The sequence below is a fragment of the Enterobacter bugandensis genome (assembly GCF_900324475.1).
In the GTDB taxonomy this organism is placed as follows: domain Bacteria; phylum Pseudomonadota; class Gammaproteobacteria; order Enterobacterales; family Enterobacteriaceae; genus Enterobacter; species Enterobacter bugandensis.
Map to the genome: position 1 here is coordinate 4,701,798 of NZ_LT992502.1, position 15,816 is coordinate 4,717,613.

Annotated in this window: 17 protein-coding genes; 7 read left to right on the forward strand and 10 right to left on the reverse strand. The window is 55.3% G+C overall.

Annotated features, from left to right (window positions below; all coding sequences use genetic code 11):
- Window positions 1-5: 5 nt before the first annotated feature.
- The 6 genes from stgD to phoU all read left to right on the forward strand — a co-directional run bounded on the left by stgD (window position 6) and on the right by phoU (window position 5,869).
- Window positions 6-1,079 carry a fimbrial protein StgD gene (gene stgD, locus DG357_RS22795; protein WP_088204435.1) on the forward strand — a complete coding sequence of 358 codons (1,074 nt, stop codon included), beginning with the start codon at window positions 6-8 and terminating at the stop codon, window positions 1,077-1,079.
- Window positions 1,080-1,324: 245 nt separating this feature from the next.
- Window positions 1,325-2,365, forward strand: a complete 1,041-nt coding sequence (pstS, locus tag DG357_RS22800; RefSeq protein ID WP_028014923.1) for a phosphate ABC transporter substrate-binding protein PstS — start codon at window positions 1,325-1,327, stop codon at window positions 2,363-2,365.
- Window positions 2,366-2,446: 81 nt separating this feature from the next.
- Window positions 2,447-3,406 (forward strand): phosphate ABC transporter permease PstC, encoded by a 960-nt coding sequence (gene pstC, locus DG357_RS22805; RefSeq protein ID WP_028014924.1) that lies wholly within the window; start codon window positions 2,447-2,449, stop codon window positions 3,404-3,406.
- Complete coding sequence (pstA, locus tag DG357_RS22810) at window positions 3,406-4,296, forward strand: phosphate ABC transporter permease PstA (protein WP_014881893.1); 891 nt, start codon at window positions 3,406-3,408, stop codon at window positions 4,294-4,296. Before pstC ends, pstA begins: the two co-directional genes overlap by 1 nt.
- A 47-nt stretch (window positions 4,297-4,343) precedes the next feature.
- Window positions 4,344-5,117: a phosphate ABC transporter ATP-binding protein PstB gene (gene pstB, locus DG357_RS22815; RefSeq protein WP_010426574.1), complete on the forward strand. Its 774-nt coding sequence runs from the start codon at window positions 4,344-4,346 to the stop codon at window positions 5,115-5,117.
- A 26-nt stretch (window positions 5,118-5,143) separates the two neighbouring features.
- Window positions 5,144-5,869: a phosphate signaling complex protein PhoU gene (gene phoU, locus DG357_RS22820; protein ID WP_003861153.1), complete on the forward strand. Its 726-nt coding sequence runs from the start codon at window positions 5,144-5,146 to the stop codon at window positions 5,867-5,869.
- A 44-nt stretch (window positions 5,870-5,913) separates the two neighbouring features.
- Here phoU and yieH read toward each other — a convergent pair whose 3' ends face one another.
- Window positions 5,914-6,579 carry a 6-phosphogluconate phosphatase gene (gene yieH / locus DG357_RS22825; RefSeq protein ID WP_045630884.1) on the reverse strand — a complete coding sequence of 222 codons (666 nt, stop codon included), beginning with the start codon at window positions 6,577-6,579 and terminating at the stop codon, window positions 5,914-5,916.
- Window positions 6,580-6,744: 165 nt separating this feature from the next.
- On the opposite strand from yieH, the gene adeP reads away from it, so the two are divergent.
- Window positions 6,745-8,082 (forward strand): adenine permease AdeP, encoded by a 1,338-nt coding sequence (gene adeP / locus DG357_RS22830; RefSeq protein ID WP_145965165.1) that lies wholly within the window; start codon window positions 6,745-6,747, stop codon window positions 8,080-8,082.
- A 61-nt stretch (window positions 8,083-8,143) separates the two neighbouring features.
- Here the strand turns inward: adeP and DG357_RS22835 are convergent, their stop codons facing one another.
- The 9 genes from DG357_RS22835 to rpmH form a co-directional block, all read right to left on the reverse strand.
- Complete coding sequence (locus DG357_RS22835; RefSeq protein WP_088204436.1) at window positions 8,144-8,710, reverse strand: NADPH-dependent FMN reductase; 567 nt, start codon at window positions 8,708-8,710, stop codon at window positions 8,144-8,146.
- Window positions 8,711-8,746: 36 nt separating this feature from the next.
- Entirely contained in the window at window positions 8,747-9,493 is a 747-nt protein-coding gene (locus DG357_RS22840; RefSeq protein ID WP_088204437.1) for a 4'-phosphopantetheinyl transferase family protein, read from the reverse strand.
- 122 nt (window positions 9,494-9,615) lie between these two features.
- Window positions 9,616-10,587 (reverse strand): HTH-type transcriptional regulator YidZ, encoded by a 972-nt coding sequence (gene yidZ / locus DG357_RS22845; protein WP_069733403.1) that lies wholly within the window; start codon window positions 10,585-10,587, stop codon window positions 9,616-9,618.
- Window positions 10,556-11,731 carry an MFS transporter gene (locus tag DG357_RS22850; RefSeq protein ID WP_088204438.1) on the reverse strand — a complete coding sequence of 392 codons (1,176 nt, stop codon included), beginning with the start codon at window positions 11,729-11,731 and terminating at the stop codon, window positions 10,556-10,558. Before DG357_RS22850 ends, yidZ begins: the two co-directional genes overlap by 32 nt.
- 111 nt (window positions 11,732-11,842) lie before the next feature.
- Window positions 11,843-13,207: a tRNA uridine-5-carboxymethylaminomethyl(34) synthesis GTPase MnmE gene (gene mnmE / locus DG357_RS22855; RefSeq protein WP_028014930.1), complete on the reverse strand. Its 1,365-nt coding sequence runs from the start codon at window positions 13,205-13,207 to the stop codon at window positions 11,843-11,845.
- A gap of 72 nt (window positions 13,208-13,279) precedes the next feature.
- The gene (gene yidC, locus DG357_RS22860; protein WP_028014931.1) at window positions 13,280-14,923 is read right to left on the reverse strand and encodes a membrane protein insertase YidC; all 1,644 of its coding nucleotides are present in this window, start codon (window positions 14,921-14,923) and stop codon (window positions 13,280-13,282) included.
- Window positions 14,924-14,925: 2 nt separating this feature from the next.
- Window positions 14,926-15,183 (reverse strand): membrane protein insertion efficiency factor YidD, encoded by a 258-nt coding sequence (gene yidD / locus DG357_RS22865; protein WP_001307474.1) that lies wholly within the window; start codon window positions 15,181-15,183, stop codon window positions 14,926-14,928.
- Entirely contained in the window at window positions 15,147-15,506 is a 360-nt protein-coding gene (gene rnpA, locus DG357_RS22870) for a ribonuclease P protein component (protein ID WP_014072458.1), read from the reverse strand. Before rnpA ends, yidD begins: the two co-directional genes overlap by 37 nt.
- Window positions 15,507-15,522: 16 nt before the next feature.
- Window positions 15,523-15,663 carry a 50S ribosomal protein L34 gene (gene rpmH, locus DG357_RS22875; protein ID WP_000831330.1) on the reverse strand — a complete coding sequence of 47 codons (141 nt, stop codon included), beginning with the start codon at window positions 15,661-15,663 and terminating at the stop codon, window positions 15,523-15,525.
- Between the last annotated feature and the right edge of the window lie 153 nt (window positions 15,664-15,816).

The window sequence follows — 15,816 nt, forward strand, 5'->3', positions numbered from 1 at the left end:
ATGAGATGAAACGACGTATCACTTTTATAGCAGTCGCCATGCTGCTTTTTACCCCTTTTTCCCACGCTGCGACGACAGAAGGCGGGGTGTGTTTCGCCATCGGCGGCACCTATATTTTCAATCTGAATCTTAACGGGGCAGAAATACCGGCAGATAAAAACCAGGCGGGAACCGAGGTGCGCGATCTGACGACCCTGCAATCGCCTTCCCAGTATAAACTGGGATGTAACTGCCTGACCCATTTCACCACCACGTTTCGTAGCGTCTACTTCACCGCGCGTTCGCCCTTAAGCGTTAATACCGTTAAAAATGGATATACCTACTACAGGTTGAACGATCACCTCAGTATTGCGTCCTCTATTCACGTGCTGGGACGTGACTATCTCGCCGTTCCCTTTGAGGCGGAGCCCAACCGGGTGACGTCCGGTATCTACTGTTATACCTCCAGTGTAGAGGGCTCAGAGGCAACGCTTGATACCGGCTCTCAGGTAAAAATATCGTTTTTGATCGACAAGCCCTTTATTGGAAAAATTACCGTTCCGGGTACGACGATTGCCACGCTCTATGGCGGTATCGATGAAGCGTCCTCTCTGGCAAGTACCGAGAAGCTCGCCGAAATAAAAATTGCCGGAGACATCGTGGTACCGCAAAACTGCGAGATTGCGCCGGGTCAGTCGCTGGAAATTGATTTTGGAAAAATTCCCGCCAGCGCGTTTTCAGCCACCAAAGGCGAGGCGGTCGGTAGCCGCAAAATCCGCAAGATGATACAGGTGAAATGTACCGGCATGCTGGATGAGAACATCGTCCGATCCGCTTTCCATGCCGATCCCGTTGACGCTGACGCCACGATGATGAAAGTGAACGGCAATGATGACGTAGGGATCGTTATTTATGATAAATGGGACCGCGTCGTCAACGTCAATGGGGGGAGCATGGATATGGATATGGGAGCCAACCAGGGGGGCGCCGAAGTTAACTCGCTCACCTTCTCTGCTGCCCCGGCCAGCGCGACGGGGAGTATTCCGAAGCCCGGCGCCTTTGAAGCCTGGGCAACCGTGACCTTCGAAATTCAAAATTAATAACAACGGCTGTTTATGACAGCCGTTGTCATATTCACATCTTTGAACCAGGCTTAACGCATCTCAGTGTGACATTATCATGACAGGGATATGATTTTATTTGTATTAAAATCATTACCTTAACTCAAACACGTTGATTGTCATAAAACTGTCATATTTCGTACATTTATCTGTCACCTGTTTGTCCTATTTTGCTCATCGTAGCCACTTAAACAATGATTTACGAAATCCTTGCAGGAGACATTATGAAAGTTATGCGTACCACTGTCGCAACTGTTGTCGCCGCGACCTTATCTCTGAGCGCTTTCTCTGCTTTTGCAGCAGCAAGCCTGACTGGCGCTGGTGCAACCTTCCCTGCGCCGGTGTATGCCAAATGGGCGGATACCTACCAGAAAGAAACCGGTAACAAGGTTAACTATCAGGGTATCGGCTCCTCCGGTGGCGTAAAACAAATTACCGCGAATACCGTTGATTTCGGCGCATCCGACGCTCCGCTGTCTGATGAAAAACTGAATCAGGAAGGCCTGTTCCAGTTCCCGACCGTGATCGGCGGCGTTGTGCTGGCCGTTAATATCCCTGGCCTGAAATCAGGCGAGCTGGTGCTGGACGGCAAAACCCTGGGCGACATCTACCTGGGCAAAATCAAAAAATGGGATGACGAAGCCATCACTAAGCTGAACCCTGGCGTTAAGCTGCCTTCGCAGAACATCGCTGTGGTTCGCCGCGCTGACGGCTCTGGTACCTCCTTCGTGTTCACCAGCTACCTGGCAAAAGTGAACGAAGAGTGGAAATCGAAAGTCGGCTCCGGCTCTACCGTTAACTGGCCAACCGGTCTGGGCGGTAAAGGTAACGACGGCATCGCTGCCTTCGTACAGCGTCTGCCTGGCTCTATTGGTTACGTAGAATACGCTTACGCTAAGCAGAACAACCTGGCTTACACCAAACTGGTTTCTGCTGACGGCAAACCGGTTAGCCCAACTGAAGAGAACTTCGCTAACGCAGCGAAAGGCGCTGACTGGAGCAAATCCTTCGCACAGGATCTGACTAACCAGAAAGGCGACAACGCGTGGCCAATCACTTCTACAACGTTCATTCTGATTCACAAAGATCAGAAGAAACCAGAGCAAGGTACTGAAGTGCTGAAGTTCTTTGACTGGGCATATAAAAACGGCGGCAAACAGGCTAACGACCTGGATTACGCCAGCCTGCCAGACAGCGTGGTTGAGCAGATTCGTGCTGCATGGAAAACCAACGTGAAAGACAGCAGCGGTAAAGCATTGTATTAATTTAGCATTCTGACGAAAATGGCGGGTGGCGCTTGCGCTTACCCGCCGATTTCGTAAACGCGTTTAACAGAAGAGTGATTTATGGCTGCAACCAAGCCTGCATTTAACCCTCCGGGTAAAAAAGGTGACATGATTTTCGGCGCGCTGGTCAAACTGGCTGCGCTGATTGTGCTATTGCTGCTGGGCGGCATTATCGTGTCTCTGATTTTCTCCTCCTGGCCGAGCATTCAGAAATTCGGTTTCTCCTTCCTGTGGACCAAAGAGTGGGACGCGCCGAACGATATCTACGGTGCGCTGGTGCCGATTTACGGTACGCTGGTGACCTCGTTCATTGCCCTGCTGATTGCGGTTCCGGTAAGCTTCGGTATTGCGCTGTTCCTGACGGAACTGGCGCCGGGCTGGCTGCGTCGCCCGCTGGGTATAGCCATCGAACTGCTGGCGGCCATCCCAAGTATCGTATACGGCATGTGGGGCCTGTTTATCTTTGCGCCGCTGTTTGCCACGTATTTCCAGGAGCCGGTAGGTAATGTTCTCTCCGCCGTTCCGTTTGTGGGAGCCCTGTTCTCTGGCCCGGCATTCGGTATCGGTATTCTGGCGGCAGGTGTGATCCTCGCCATCATGATTATTCCGTACATTGCGGCGGTAATGCGCGATGTCTTCGAACAAACCCCGGTGATGATGAAAGAGTCGGCCTACGGCATCGGCTGTACCACCTGGGAAGTTATCTGGCGCATTGTCCTTCCGTTCACCAAAAATGGGGTGATCGGCGGCGTAATGCTGGGCTTAGGTCGCGCGCTGGGTGAAACTATGGCGGTCACCTTTATCATCGGTAACACCTACCAGCTCGACAGCGCTTCACTCTATATGCCGGGTAACAGTATTACCTCCGCGCTGGCAAACGAATTTGCCGAAGCGGAATCCGGGCTTCACGTCGCAGCGCTGATGGAACTGGGTCTGATTCTGTTCGTTATCACCTTCATTGTTCTGGCGATTTCCAAGCTGATGATCCTGCGTCTCGCGAAAAATGAGGGGGCACGCTGATGGCAACTCTCGAAATGCAAAGCACCGCTCAGCTTGCCGAATCCCGCCGCAAAATGCAGGCGAAGCGTCGTTTTAAAAACCGCATTGCGCTGACGCTTTCCATGGCAACGATGGCATTCGGCCTGTTCTGGCTGATCTGGATCCTGATGTCCACCATCACCCGTGGTATTGATGGAATGTCTCTGGCGCTGTTCACCGAGATGACGCCGCCGCCAAATACGGCGGGTGGTGGTCTGGCGAACGCCCTGGCGGGCAGCGGCCTGCTGATCCTGTGGGCGACCGTTTTCGGTACGCCGCTGGGCATCATGGCCGGCATCTACCTGGCCGAGTACGGGCGTAAATCCTGGCTGGCAGAGGTGATTCGCTTCATTAACGACATCCTGCTTTCCGCTCCGTCGATTGTCGTGGGCCTGTTTGTTTACACCATCGTAGTCGCGCAAATGGAACACTTCTCCGGCTGGGCGGGCGTAATTGCGCTGGCGCTGCTGCAGGTGCCTATCGTCATTCGTACCACCGAAAACATGCTGAAACTGGTGCCGGATAGCCTGCGTGAAGCAGCTTACGCGCTGGGTACGCCGAAATGGAAAATGATTTCTGCGATCACCCTCAAAGCGTCGGTCTCCGGGATCATGACCGGTATTCTGCTGGCTATCGCCCGTATTGCCGGTGAAACGGCACCGCTGCTGTTTACTGCCCTCTCCAACCAGTTCTGGAGCACGGACATGATGCAGCCGATCGCCAACCTGCCGGTGACGATCTTTAAATTTGCGATGAGCCCATTCGCGGAATGGCAGCAGCTGGCCTGGGCCGGGGTGCTGATCATCACCCTTTGCGTACTGTTGCTGAACATTCTGGCGCGCGTCATTTTCGCGAAGAAGAAACACGGTTAATTTTTTACGGCGCGGCAGCTCGCGGCGTCGAATGAGGAAATGAGTCAATGAGTATGGTTGATACTGCCCCGGGTAAGATTCAGGTTCGTGATTTGAACTTCTACTACGGCAAATTCCATGCCCTGAAGAACATCAACCTGGATATCGCTAAGAACCAGGTCACGGCATTCATCGGTCCGTCTGGCTGTGGCAAGTCCACGCTGCTGCGTACCTTTAACAAAATGTATTCGCTCTATCCGGAGCAGCGCGCTGAAGGTGAAATTATCCTGGATGGCGAAAACATTCTGACCCAGGCCCAGGATATCGCCCTGCTGCGTGCCAAAGTGGGCATGGTGTTCCAGAAACCGACGCCGTTCCCGATGTCCATCTATGACAACATCGCGTTTGGCGTTCGCCTGTTTGAGAAGCTCTCCCGTGCGGACATGGACGAGCGCGTGCAGTGGGCATTGACCAAGGCCGCATTATGGAACGAAACCAAAGATAAACTTCATCAGAGCGGGTACTCTCTCTCCGGTGGTCAACAGCAGCGTCTGTGCATTGCGCGCGGTATCGCCATTCGCCCGGAAGTGTTGCTGCTGGATGAACCATGTTCAGCGCTGGACCCGATCTCAACCGGCCGTATTGAAGAGCTGATCACCGAGCTGAAGCAGGATTACACCGTGGTTATCGTGACCCACAACATGCAGCAGGCTGCGCGTTGCTCAGATCACACGGCGTTTATGTACCTGGGCGAGTTGATTGAGTTCAGCGATACGGACGCGCTGTTCACCCGGCCCGCGAAGAAACAAACCGAAGATTATATTACTGGCCGCTACGGTTGATTTGCCTTAGTGCATGTGGAGAAACCATGGACAACCTCAATCTTAATAAACACATTTCAGGCCAGTTCAACGCAGAGCTGGAAAGTATTCGCACGCAGGTGATGACCATGGGTGGCATGGTCGAGCAGCAGCTTTCTGATGCGATTACGGCAATGCATAACCAGGACAGCGAGCTGGCGAAGCGCGTCATCGAAGGCGACCATAACGTCAACATGATGGAAGTGGCGATCGATGAAGCCTGCGTGCGTATTATCGCCAAGCGTCAGCCGACCGCGAGCGACCTGCGTCTGGTAATGGCGATCATTAAAACCATCGCCGAGCTGGAACGTATTGGTGACGTGGCGGATAAAATCTGCCGCACCGCGCTGGAGAAGTTTTCCCAGCAGCATCAGCCGCTGCTGGTGAGCCTGGAGTCGCTGGGCCGCCACACTGTGCAGATGCTGCACGACGTGCTGGATGCCTTTGCGCGTATGGATCTGGACGAAGCGGTGCGTATCTACCGTGAAGACAAGAAAGTCGACCAGGAGTATGAAGGCATTGTGCGTCAGCTGATGACCTACATGATGGAAGATTCCCGTACCATCCCAAGCGTGCTGACGGCCCTGTTCTGCGCGCGCTCTATCGAGCGTATCGGCGACCGCTGCCAGAACATTTGCGAATATATTTTCTACTTCGTGAAGGGTCAGGACTTCCGTCACGTGGGCGGCGACGAGCTGGACAAGCTGCTGGCGGGTAAAGATCCGAAAGAGTGATGGTTGTGGCGGGTGGCGCTGGCGCTTACCCGCCCTACGTTAGCTTAACGCGTAATATCCCACCCGCGTGCCTTCCACAACTCTGGCAATTGCGCCAGATCGGTAAAGGTCGTCACTTTTGGATGATCGATCGGCTTGTTGTGCGGATCGGCACAGAAGTAAAACACCTCCATCCCCGCATCAATCCCCGACTGGGCGCCCGCAGGCGAGTCATCCACCAGAATGCAGTTCTCCACGTTGACGTTCATCGCTTTCGCCGCGTGGAACATCAGGGCCGGATCGGGTTTCCAGCGCTGGATATCGTAGCCGCTGAACAGTTTTTCCGGAAAGTGGTGGAGCATTTCAAGCTTGCCCAGTGAATGCTGCATTTTGCTGACCGGACCGTTGGAAACTACGCAGATTGGCACCGTCATCGCATCCAGCAGCGCGTTAGCCCCGGCAATAACTTCCAGTTCTGAGTCGAAGAGGCGTGCGACCTCGGCGCGGTACACCGGTTCCAGCTCCGCTTTCGCCAGATCCACCCCGTGCTCTTCGTTAATGATGTCGATGATCTCGTACAGCTTCACGCCCTTAAAGCGTTTGAACACCTCTTCGAGATCGAGCGTAATGCCAAATTCCTGGAACATGGCGACATACGCGCGGGAACAAATGACCTCACTGTCGACCAGCGTACCGTCACAGTCGAAAAATACCGCTTCAATTCCGGACATGCCCTTCCCTTTTAACAAGTTTAACGTTTACGTACGACAGATTTACGAGACGCAATCGTTGCCGTATAAGCATAATCAATGAAAAAAGTATCCCGTAACCGCCACTATTGTCGCATTTTGGTATAGGATAGCGACGAATTTTCCCTCCTTGTTCGGAAATTGATGATGAGTCAACAACACACAACCCAGACATCTGGTCAGGGTCTGCTTGAGCGCGTATTCAAACTGCGCGAGCACGGCACAACGGCACGCACCGAAGTGATCGCCGGTTTCACCACCTTCCTGACGATGGTCTATATCGTTTTTGTGAACCCGCAAATTCTGGGCGTCGCTGGCATGGACACCAGCGCCGTCTTTGTTACCACCTGTCTGATCGCGGCCCTTGGCAGCATCCTGATGGGCGTTTTCGCTAACCTGCCTGTGGCGCTGGCACCCGCTATGGGCCTGAATGCGTTCTTCGCGTTCGTGGTGGTTCAGGCGATGGGCCTGCCGTGGCAGGTTGGTATGGGCGCTATCTTCTGGGGTGCGGTCGGCTTGCTGCTGCTGACCATCTTCCGCGTCCGCTACTGGATGATTGCCAATATCCCGGTGAGCCTGCGCGTGGGTATCACCAGCGGTATCGGTCTGTTCATCGGCATGATGGGTCTGAAAAACGCCGGTGTGATCGTGGCGAACCCGGAAACGCTGGTGAGCATCGGTAACCTGACCTCGCACAGCGTGCTGCTGGGCGTGCTGGGCTTCTTCATCATCGCGATCCTGGCGTCGCGCAACATCCACGCTGCGGTGCTGGTCTCTATCATCGTGACCACGCTGCTGGGCTGGATGCTGGGTGACGTGCATTACAGCGGTATTGTCTCTGCGCCGCCGAGCGTCTCTACCGTGATTGGTCACGTTGACCTGGCGGGTTCCCTGAACCTGGGCCTGGCGGGCGTGATCTTCTCCTTCATGCTGGTCAACCTGTTTGACTCCTCCGGTACGCTGATTGGCGTGACGGACAAAGCGGGTCTGGCTGACGAGAAAGGCAAATTCCCGCGCATGAAGCAGGCGCTGTATGTGGACAGCATCTCTTCCGTGGCGGGTTCTTTCATCGGCACCTCATCTGTTACCGCTTACATTGAATCCTCTTCCGGCGTGTCCGTGGGTGGCCGTACCGGCCTGACGGCGGTGGTGGTGGGTATCCTGTTCCTGCTGGTGATCTTCCTCTCTCCGCTGGCGGGTATGGTTCCACCGTATGCGGCTGCCGGCGCGCTGATTTACGTGGGCGTGCTGATGACGTCGAGCCTGGCGCGCGTGAAGTGGGAAGATTTAACCGAAGCGGTGCCAGCCTTTATTACCGCCGTGATGATGCCGTTCAGCTTCTCGATCACCGAAGGTATCGCGCTGGGCTTTATCTCTTACTGTGTCATGAAGATCGGTACCGGCCGCTTCCGCGAACTCAGCCCGTGCGTGATTATCGTTGCGCTGCTGTTTGTGTTGAAGATTGTGTTTATTGACGCGAAATAAACAGGTTTGTTCCCTCTCCACGTGGGAGAGGGCCAGGGTGAGGGCATCAGGCCGCTCCGGCTTACGCCTTCACCCGCTTAATATAATCCCCAAACGCGGTCAGCTGGCCAGAGAGATGGTCACGCGTGCTCTGATCCACCACTTCACCCGTCTGCGGGTCGACCTTGTTTTGAATCACACCGCCCATAAATTCCGGCTTGTTCATCACCATCGCATCCAGGAACACCAGGATCTGACGCAGGTGATACTGGCAGCGTGCGCCACCAATCGCGCCCATTGAGCTGGTCTGGATCAGCACCGGTTTGCCAGACAGCGGCTGCTCCGGTAAACGGGATAACCAGTCAATGGCGTTCTTCAGGCCACCCGGAACCGAGTAGTTATACTCCGGCGTGACAATGACCACACCGTCGGCCTGGCGGATCTGCTCGGCTATCGCCTCCACGCTCTGCGGGAACCCCTCTTCCTGCTGGATATCTGCATCATACAGCGGGATATCGCCAATAGATGGCAGGGCGCTAATTTCCATACCTGCCGGGGCCAGCTGCGGCAGCGTGCGGGCAACCATTCCGTTAAATGAACCTTTGCGCAGGCTTCCCAGTAACGTAACTACTTTCAACGTATCAGACATGATTACTCCTGTTTCATCATGATGACCCTGATTGGATCAGCTATGGGTAAATGCTTTTTCTGCCGGTAAACTGGTTAAACGCATCAGGCGTGCGGCGGGCTCGTTGGCGCGCTCGGGCACATCCGGAAGGCTACTCCATCCCTCTTTACTGTCAAATTCCCAAATCTTTAGCCGTTCAATGGCTGGGCTAACTGCAACAGACCATATCAACACATCTTCTGCATCGCTGAGCGCCTCTACAAGCGTAGCTTTAGCGGCACGCAGGCGTCCGGAGCCGGGCAACAATTGCAACAGGTTGGCGTCGTCTGAAGCGCATCCGCAGAGCTTGCGAATACTCTGGCGCAGGGTGATGAGCTGGGCTCTGGCCTCGACGGAGTCGTTCTGGTTGCGTACCCACAGCTTCTCATTACTGGAGAGCGGGTAGTCATCGTGCGGGCTTGCGCCGTGGAAGCTCCGCGTCGCACGCTGAAGCTCCATATCCAGCCCGCAATCCCCTTCGGTGGTCAGCGCCACGCCAATGATATTGCCCGTATAGGCAATGGAAAAACGGGGGAGTTCCGGGTCAGCAAAAACCGGGCGGCCTTCTGGTTGCGTGACGATCTCCGGCAGTTCGCTGGTGCCGTACAGCATAAACAGCAGTTCTGCGAGAAGTGCTCTCGAGGCTAAAAACCGCGTCCTGCGGTGTTCGGGGAGTTTGAGCGCCTCACTGTGACAGGCTGAAGAGAGTCTGGCCGATACGAGACGTCCTTCTGTAAGTATCCCTCTTGCAAAGTGCGTTGCCATTTTTCGCTCCTTGATAATGGTCGTAATCGGTTAAACGGTTACATGATTATCGCTTAACTTGACTCCTGTTTTAATCAGTAAATCGAAGTAAGAGAAGCCTGAAGGCCGAACTTTACATTTTCTTAGGCAAAAATTGGATCGCTACCACCGTACAACGCCTTGATGGTCTCCCGCAGCCAGAGGATTTTCGGATTATGGCTGTTCCGTTTATGCCAGATCAGCGTGAAGGGAACGGTCAGCTTTTCAGCCTGCGCTTCGTCAATGGGAATAGGAAGCGCGATCAGCTTCCGCTGGTGGAGATCATTGTAGTGGCGGCAGTAGTGGGGAGCCGTGGCGATATAGTTATGGCCGGGCTGCGCCGCCATAAACATCGACTGCTCAAAACCCGGCAAACACATGGCAATGTTTCTCTCCCGCCCCATCTCTTTTAGCACCTCATCCAGCGCCCAGGTGTCGCTCCGTTCCCAGAAGATACTGATATGGGGATAGCGCAGGAAGGTCTCCAGATTCCACTCCTCCTGCAGAGCGGGGTGGTCCTCACGCAAATAGACGTATGGACGGTCGCTAAACAAGATTTCGTAGTCGATAAACCACGGCATCAGCTTCAGCAGTTCACGCGAGCGCGGGTGGGTTTCGCGACCGGTGAAGCCAACGTCCACTTCCCCGCGCGTAATGGCGTCCAGCGAGTCGTAATCCCAGTGACGCATCTTCACCGTCGCCTGCGGATAACGCTGGTTCACCTGCTCAAGCAGGGCGTTAAAGCGGATGAGCATCAGCGGCGTTTCGGCGGCCAGCACGAACGTCAGCCCGCCAGGCGAATCATGGTGAGATTTATCGAGGATCTGGTTGCCGATCTGCATCCAGTCGGCCAAATCCTGCTCCAGGCTGACTGTCAGCGGCGTAGGCAGCAGCCCTAACGGCGTTTTGACAAACAGCGGGTCGTCAAACCAGTCGCGCAGCCTGGCCAGCGATTTACTCACCGCCGACGGCGTCACGTTCATCCGCTTTGCGGCTTTGGTGACGCTGCGCTCCTGCAGCAAAAGCTGCAGGCAAAGCAACAGGTTAAGATCGAGACTGCTGATGGGCTTCTTCATACTGTGCCGCGGGCTGGATGACCATAAGTAAGGTGATGCAGACTATGCTACAGCCAATCAGAATCCCGATCAGCATATTGAGCGCGTTAAGTCCGATGACCGCCGCCAGCCATATCCACAGAGACGAGCCGCAGACCTGCGCGATCCCCAGCACCGAGCTTGCCACGCCTGCCCGCAGCGAGAACGGGCCAAGCGCCTGACTCATCGCCACGCCAAAGCCAACCGAGAACCCGGCACAGATGAGCGTAATGCCCACCAGCATCAGCGCATGCGAGCTGGTGGTTGCCAGAACCACACCTGCGGCGAGAAACAGTGCCTGCGAGGTCAGCATCAGCGTGCGCTGGCGGAAGAGATTCAGCGCGAAGGGGGTAGAAAATGAGACGGCCATACTGACCATAGCGGTTAATGCCATTACCGTGGAATACTCACCGCGATCGAAACCCATGGTCTCCATCAGCAACACCGGGGAAACGTTTACATACGTCAGGATCACTGCCACGCTTAACGTGGTTACGGTCAGACGGCTGAGGAAGAAGCGATTGAGAAGTTTCTCTGCCGGATGAATGGTCGCGGTATGGCTGGGATTCTGCGAGCCCGGGTGGGTCTCTTTCAGTACGGCGATCGACAGCATAAAGACCAGGGCGCCCATTGCAGCCATGGTCCAGAACAGGCTCTGCCACGGGAATTTCAGCATGATCAGATAGCCTACAACCGGTGCCAGGACCGGAATGATGCAGGTTATCCCGTTCAGCATGGAGAGCACTTTAGCACGGCGCTGGGCGCTTAAGGTGTCGCGCAAAATGGCAAACGCCACCACGTAGCAGCCGCCGGCACCAATGCCCTGGATGAACCGTCCTGCCAGGAACAAGGTGCTGTTCTGTGCCTGTGAGCAGAGAAGAGAGGCCAGGGCAAAGATGATGGCTCCGGTTATTGCGACGGGCTGACGGCCAGCCTTATCCGCGATCTTCCCGGCAAAGACCATCGACGACGCCATTCCTGCGAGATAGGCCGAAAACGCAATGTGCAGCTGCGCTTCGCTGGCACCCAGATCGCGGGCGATGTGCGGTAATCCCACCAGATACATATCAATACCCGACGGATAAAGCAGAACTAATGCGAAACTACAAAACAGAAAACGCGCCATAAACCCCCCATAAATGCAGGCATGCAGAATAGGGGGTGAAAAGGGATTAGGCGAGTTGCCATTTGGACAATGGTGATTTCCTGAGAGGAAATCACCATCAATTAGCGGAAACTATTTACCGATACAGAAGCTCGAGAAAATCCTGCCCAACAGATCGTCCGACGTAAACTCCCCGGTGATCTCGCTCAGATTCTGCTGCGCCAGACGCAGCTCTTCCGCCAGCAGTTCACCCGCCCACGCACCAATCAGCTGCGCTTTGCCCTGGTCAAGATGGCGTGCCGCCTCTTCCAGCGCCTGCAGGTGACGGCGACGCGCCAGGAAGCCGCCTTCCATGCTGGTATCAAAGCCCATGCTCTGCTTGAGATGGTTACGCAGGGCTTCCACGCCTTCCCCTGTACGCGCCGACAGGCGAATAAGTGAGTGACCATTCACATCGCTGATACCGAGCGTTTCGCCGGTAACGTCCGCTTTGTTACGCACCACGGTGATAGGCAGCTTGGCCGGCAGACGGGCGATAAAGTCTGGCCAAATCTCCGCCGGGTCAACGGCGTCGGTCGTGGTGCCGTCCACCATAAACAGCACGCGGTCGGCCTGCTCGATTTCCTGCCAGGCGCGCTCGATACCGATGCGCTCAACCTCGTCGCTGGCATCACGCAGGCCCGCGGTGTCGATAATGTGCAGCGGCATCCCGTCGATGTGGATGTGCTCGCGCAGCACGTCGCGGGTGGTCCCGGCTATGTCGGTGACGATCGCCGCTTCACGGCCCGCCAGGGCGTTCAGCAGGCTCGATTTCCCGGCGTTAGGGCGACCAGCAATGACGACCTTCATCCCTTCACGCAGCAGGCTGCCCTGACGCGCTTCGGCGCGGACGGCATCCAGATCGCTCATCACCTGGTTTAGCTGGGCTTCGATTTTGCCGTCAGAGAGGAAGTCGATTTCCTCGTCCGGGAAGTCGATAGCCGCTTCCACGTAGATCCTAAGGTGAGTAAGTGCTTCCACAAGGTGATTCACACGTGCGGAAAACGCGCCCTGCAGCGAGTTCAGGGCGGAGCGGGCCGCCTGTTCAGAGCTGGCGTCGATCAGGTCTGCAATCGCCTCGGCCTGTGCCAGGTCGAGCTTGTCGTTGAGGAAGGCACGTTCGGAGAACTCGCCCGGCTTCGCAATGCGCAGGCCAGGCAGGGTCAGAATACGTTTTAACAGCAGGTCGAGGATAACCGGGCCGCCGTGGCCCTGAAGTTCCAGCACGTCTTCGCCGGTAAAGGAGTTCGGGCCGGGGAACCACAGCGCAATGCCCTGGTCCAGCGGCGTGCCGTCGGCATCTTTAAACGGCAGGTAATCAGCGTAGCGCGGCTTTGGCAGTTTACCCAGCACCGCTTCTGCCACCTCGCGCGCCTTCAGGCCGGAGATGCGCAGAATGCCTACACCACCGCGTCCCGGTGGGGTTGCCTGGGCGACGATAGTGTCGTTATGGCTCATGGTTGCTCTCGTTCAATACAAATAAAAAAGGCGGTCAATCGACCGCCCTTATTTTAGCGTTATCTTACCGAATCAGGACTTTTTCTTTTCGCGGCTATGCAGGCCACGTTTTTCCAGACCACGGTAAATCAGCTGCTGCTGGATGATGGTCACCAGGTTGCTGACGATATAGTACAGCACCAGACCTGACGGGAACCACAGGAAGAACACGGTGAAGATAACCGGCATAAAGGTCATGATCTTCTGCTGCATCGGGTCGGTCACGGTGGTTGGCGACATCTTCTGGATGAAGAACATCGTCACGCCCATCAGGATCGGCAGGATGTAGTACGGGTCCTGTGCGGACAGGTCATGGATCCACAGGGCGAACGGCGCGTGGCGCAGCTCAACGGAACCCATCAGCATGTAGTACAACGCAAGGAAGATTGGCATCTGAATCAGCAGCGGGAAGCAACCACCCAGTGGGTTCACTTTCTCTGCTTTATACAGGGCCATCATCTCCTGGCTCTGACGCTGTTTATCATCGCCCAGACGCTCACGCATCGCCTGAATCTTCGGCTGTAGCATGCGCATCTTCGCCATGGAGGTGTACTGCGCTTTGGTCAGCGGGTACATGATGCCACGCACGATGAAGGTGATAACGATGATGGAGAAGCCCCAGTTACCCAGGAAGCTGTGGATGAACTTCAGCAGCTTAAACAGCGGCTGAGAGATGAACCACAACCAACCGTAATCCACGGTCAGATCCAGGTGCGGCGCAACAGCGGCCATTTTGTCCTGGATTTCCGGGCCGACCCACAGGGTGCTTGCCAGCTTACCGGTTTGACCCGGCTGAACCAGAACAGGCTGTGATTTGTAGCCGATGGCTGCAATACCGTTGCCCAGGTTCGCGGTGTAGAAGTTATTCGTACCGTCGTTATTCGGGATCCACGCGGTCGCGAAATACTGCTGCAGCATTGCTACCCAACCGCCTTTGGAGCTGACGTTCAGGTTTTCGTTATCGGCAATGGTGTCGAATTTGTATTTCTCGTACTTCGCATCAGGCGTGGAGTACGCCGCGCCACGGAAGGTATGCAGCGCAAAGTTGCTGCTTCCGGTGTCACGGTGTGACGGCAGATTGATGGACTGCTTCAGCTGACCGAAGGTAGACAGTTCCAGCGGTTTCGCACCGGCGTTCTGTACGCTGTAGCCCACGTTCACCGCATACTCACCGCGTTTCAGGGTGAAGGTTTTGGTGAAGGTGTTGCCTGCCGCGTCGGTGTAGGTCATCGGGATAACGAGTTCGTTCTGGCCATCAGCCAGTACAAAGGTGTCGTTCTCGACGTTATACAGTGGACGCGCACCGTTAGCCGGGTTGTCCGGGCCATCACGACCGGTCAGGCCGCTCTGCGCCTGATACAGGAACTCCGGTGTGGTTTCCAGTAACTGGAACGGTTCGTTAGACTTCAGCTCTTTCGGGTAGGTCAACAGCAGCGCCTGCTCAACATCACCACCACGGGTGTTGATAGTCAGCTCAAGCACATCGGTCTTAACCGTAATCTGTTTCCCCTGGCCACTGGCCGGTACGCCCTGGTCGGCGGCGCTACCCGCTGCGGTGGTCGTGGTCTGCGTGGTCTGCTGCTGGGGTTGAGGATTTTTATCCTGCTCCCATGCCTGCCAGATCATGAAAGACACGAACAACAAAGCGATGATAAGAAGATTGCGTTGCGAATCCATCGTTAGTGTTCTCTGGTATCAAAAGGTCCTGGGGGGACGGGGTCGTCTCCACCGGGGTGTAAAGGGTGGCATTTTAATACGCGTTTCACCGTCAACCAACTGCCTTTTATCACTCCAAACCTGCGCAATGCCTCAATTCCGTAGCTTGAGCATGTTGGTGTGAAACGGCAGTGCGGCCCGAGTAGCGGACTAATCAGGCGTTGATAGACCCGAATGAGGGCTATCAGGACCCGTGAGCCAGGCGACAGTGGCGGCGCCATAATTTTTCCAACGCTTCCGAGAGAGCACGGTTATCGAGGTCGGCAACCCCCTTTTTAGCCACCACCACGAAATCCATAGAAGGCAGTTCGTGCTGACGTAAACGGAAGCTTTCACGCGTCAGACGTTTAATCCGGTTGCGTTCATGCGCACGCTTAACGTTTTTCTTAGCGACTGTGAGACCGATGCGGGGATGCCCCAGCGAATTTTGGCGGCCGAGGATGGTGATTTGCGGCGTGCCAGCCCGTTGTGGCTGCTGGAAGACGAAAGTGAAATGAGTGGGAGTTAACAAACGTAACTCCCTGGGAAATGCTAGCTTAACCACTCAGGGGTTAGCTTTATTACTTGGAAACGGTCAGACGAGCGCGGCCTTTAGCACGACGACGTGCCAGAACCTGACGACCATTTTTAGTAGCCATACGAGCACGGAAGCCGTGAGAACGGTTGCGCTTCAGTACAGACGGTTGAAAAGTGCGTTTCATGGCGATTTCTACCTAAACTTGAAAAAATTCATGACTTTTGCGGATGCCCGACCGAGTTTCGAATGACGGACGCCGAAGCCGTGGGTGATTAAAGAGGCCGGATTGTAATAATTGTACACTCCGGAGTCAATTCTCTTTCCTTATTTCCCGCGT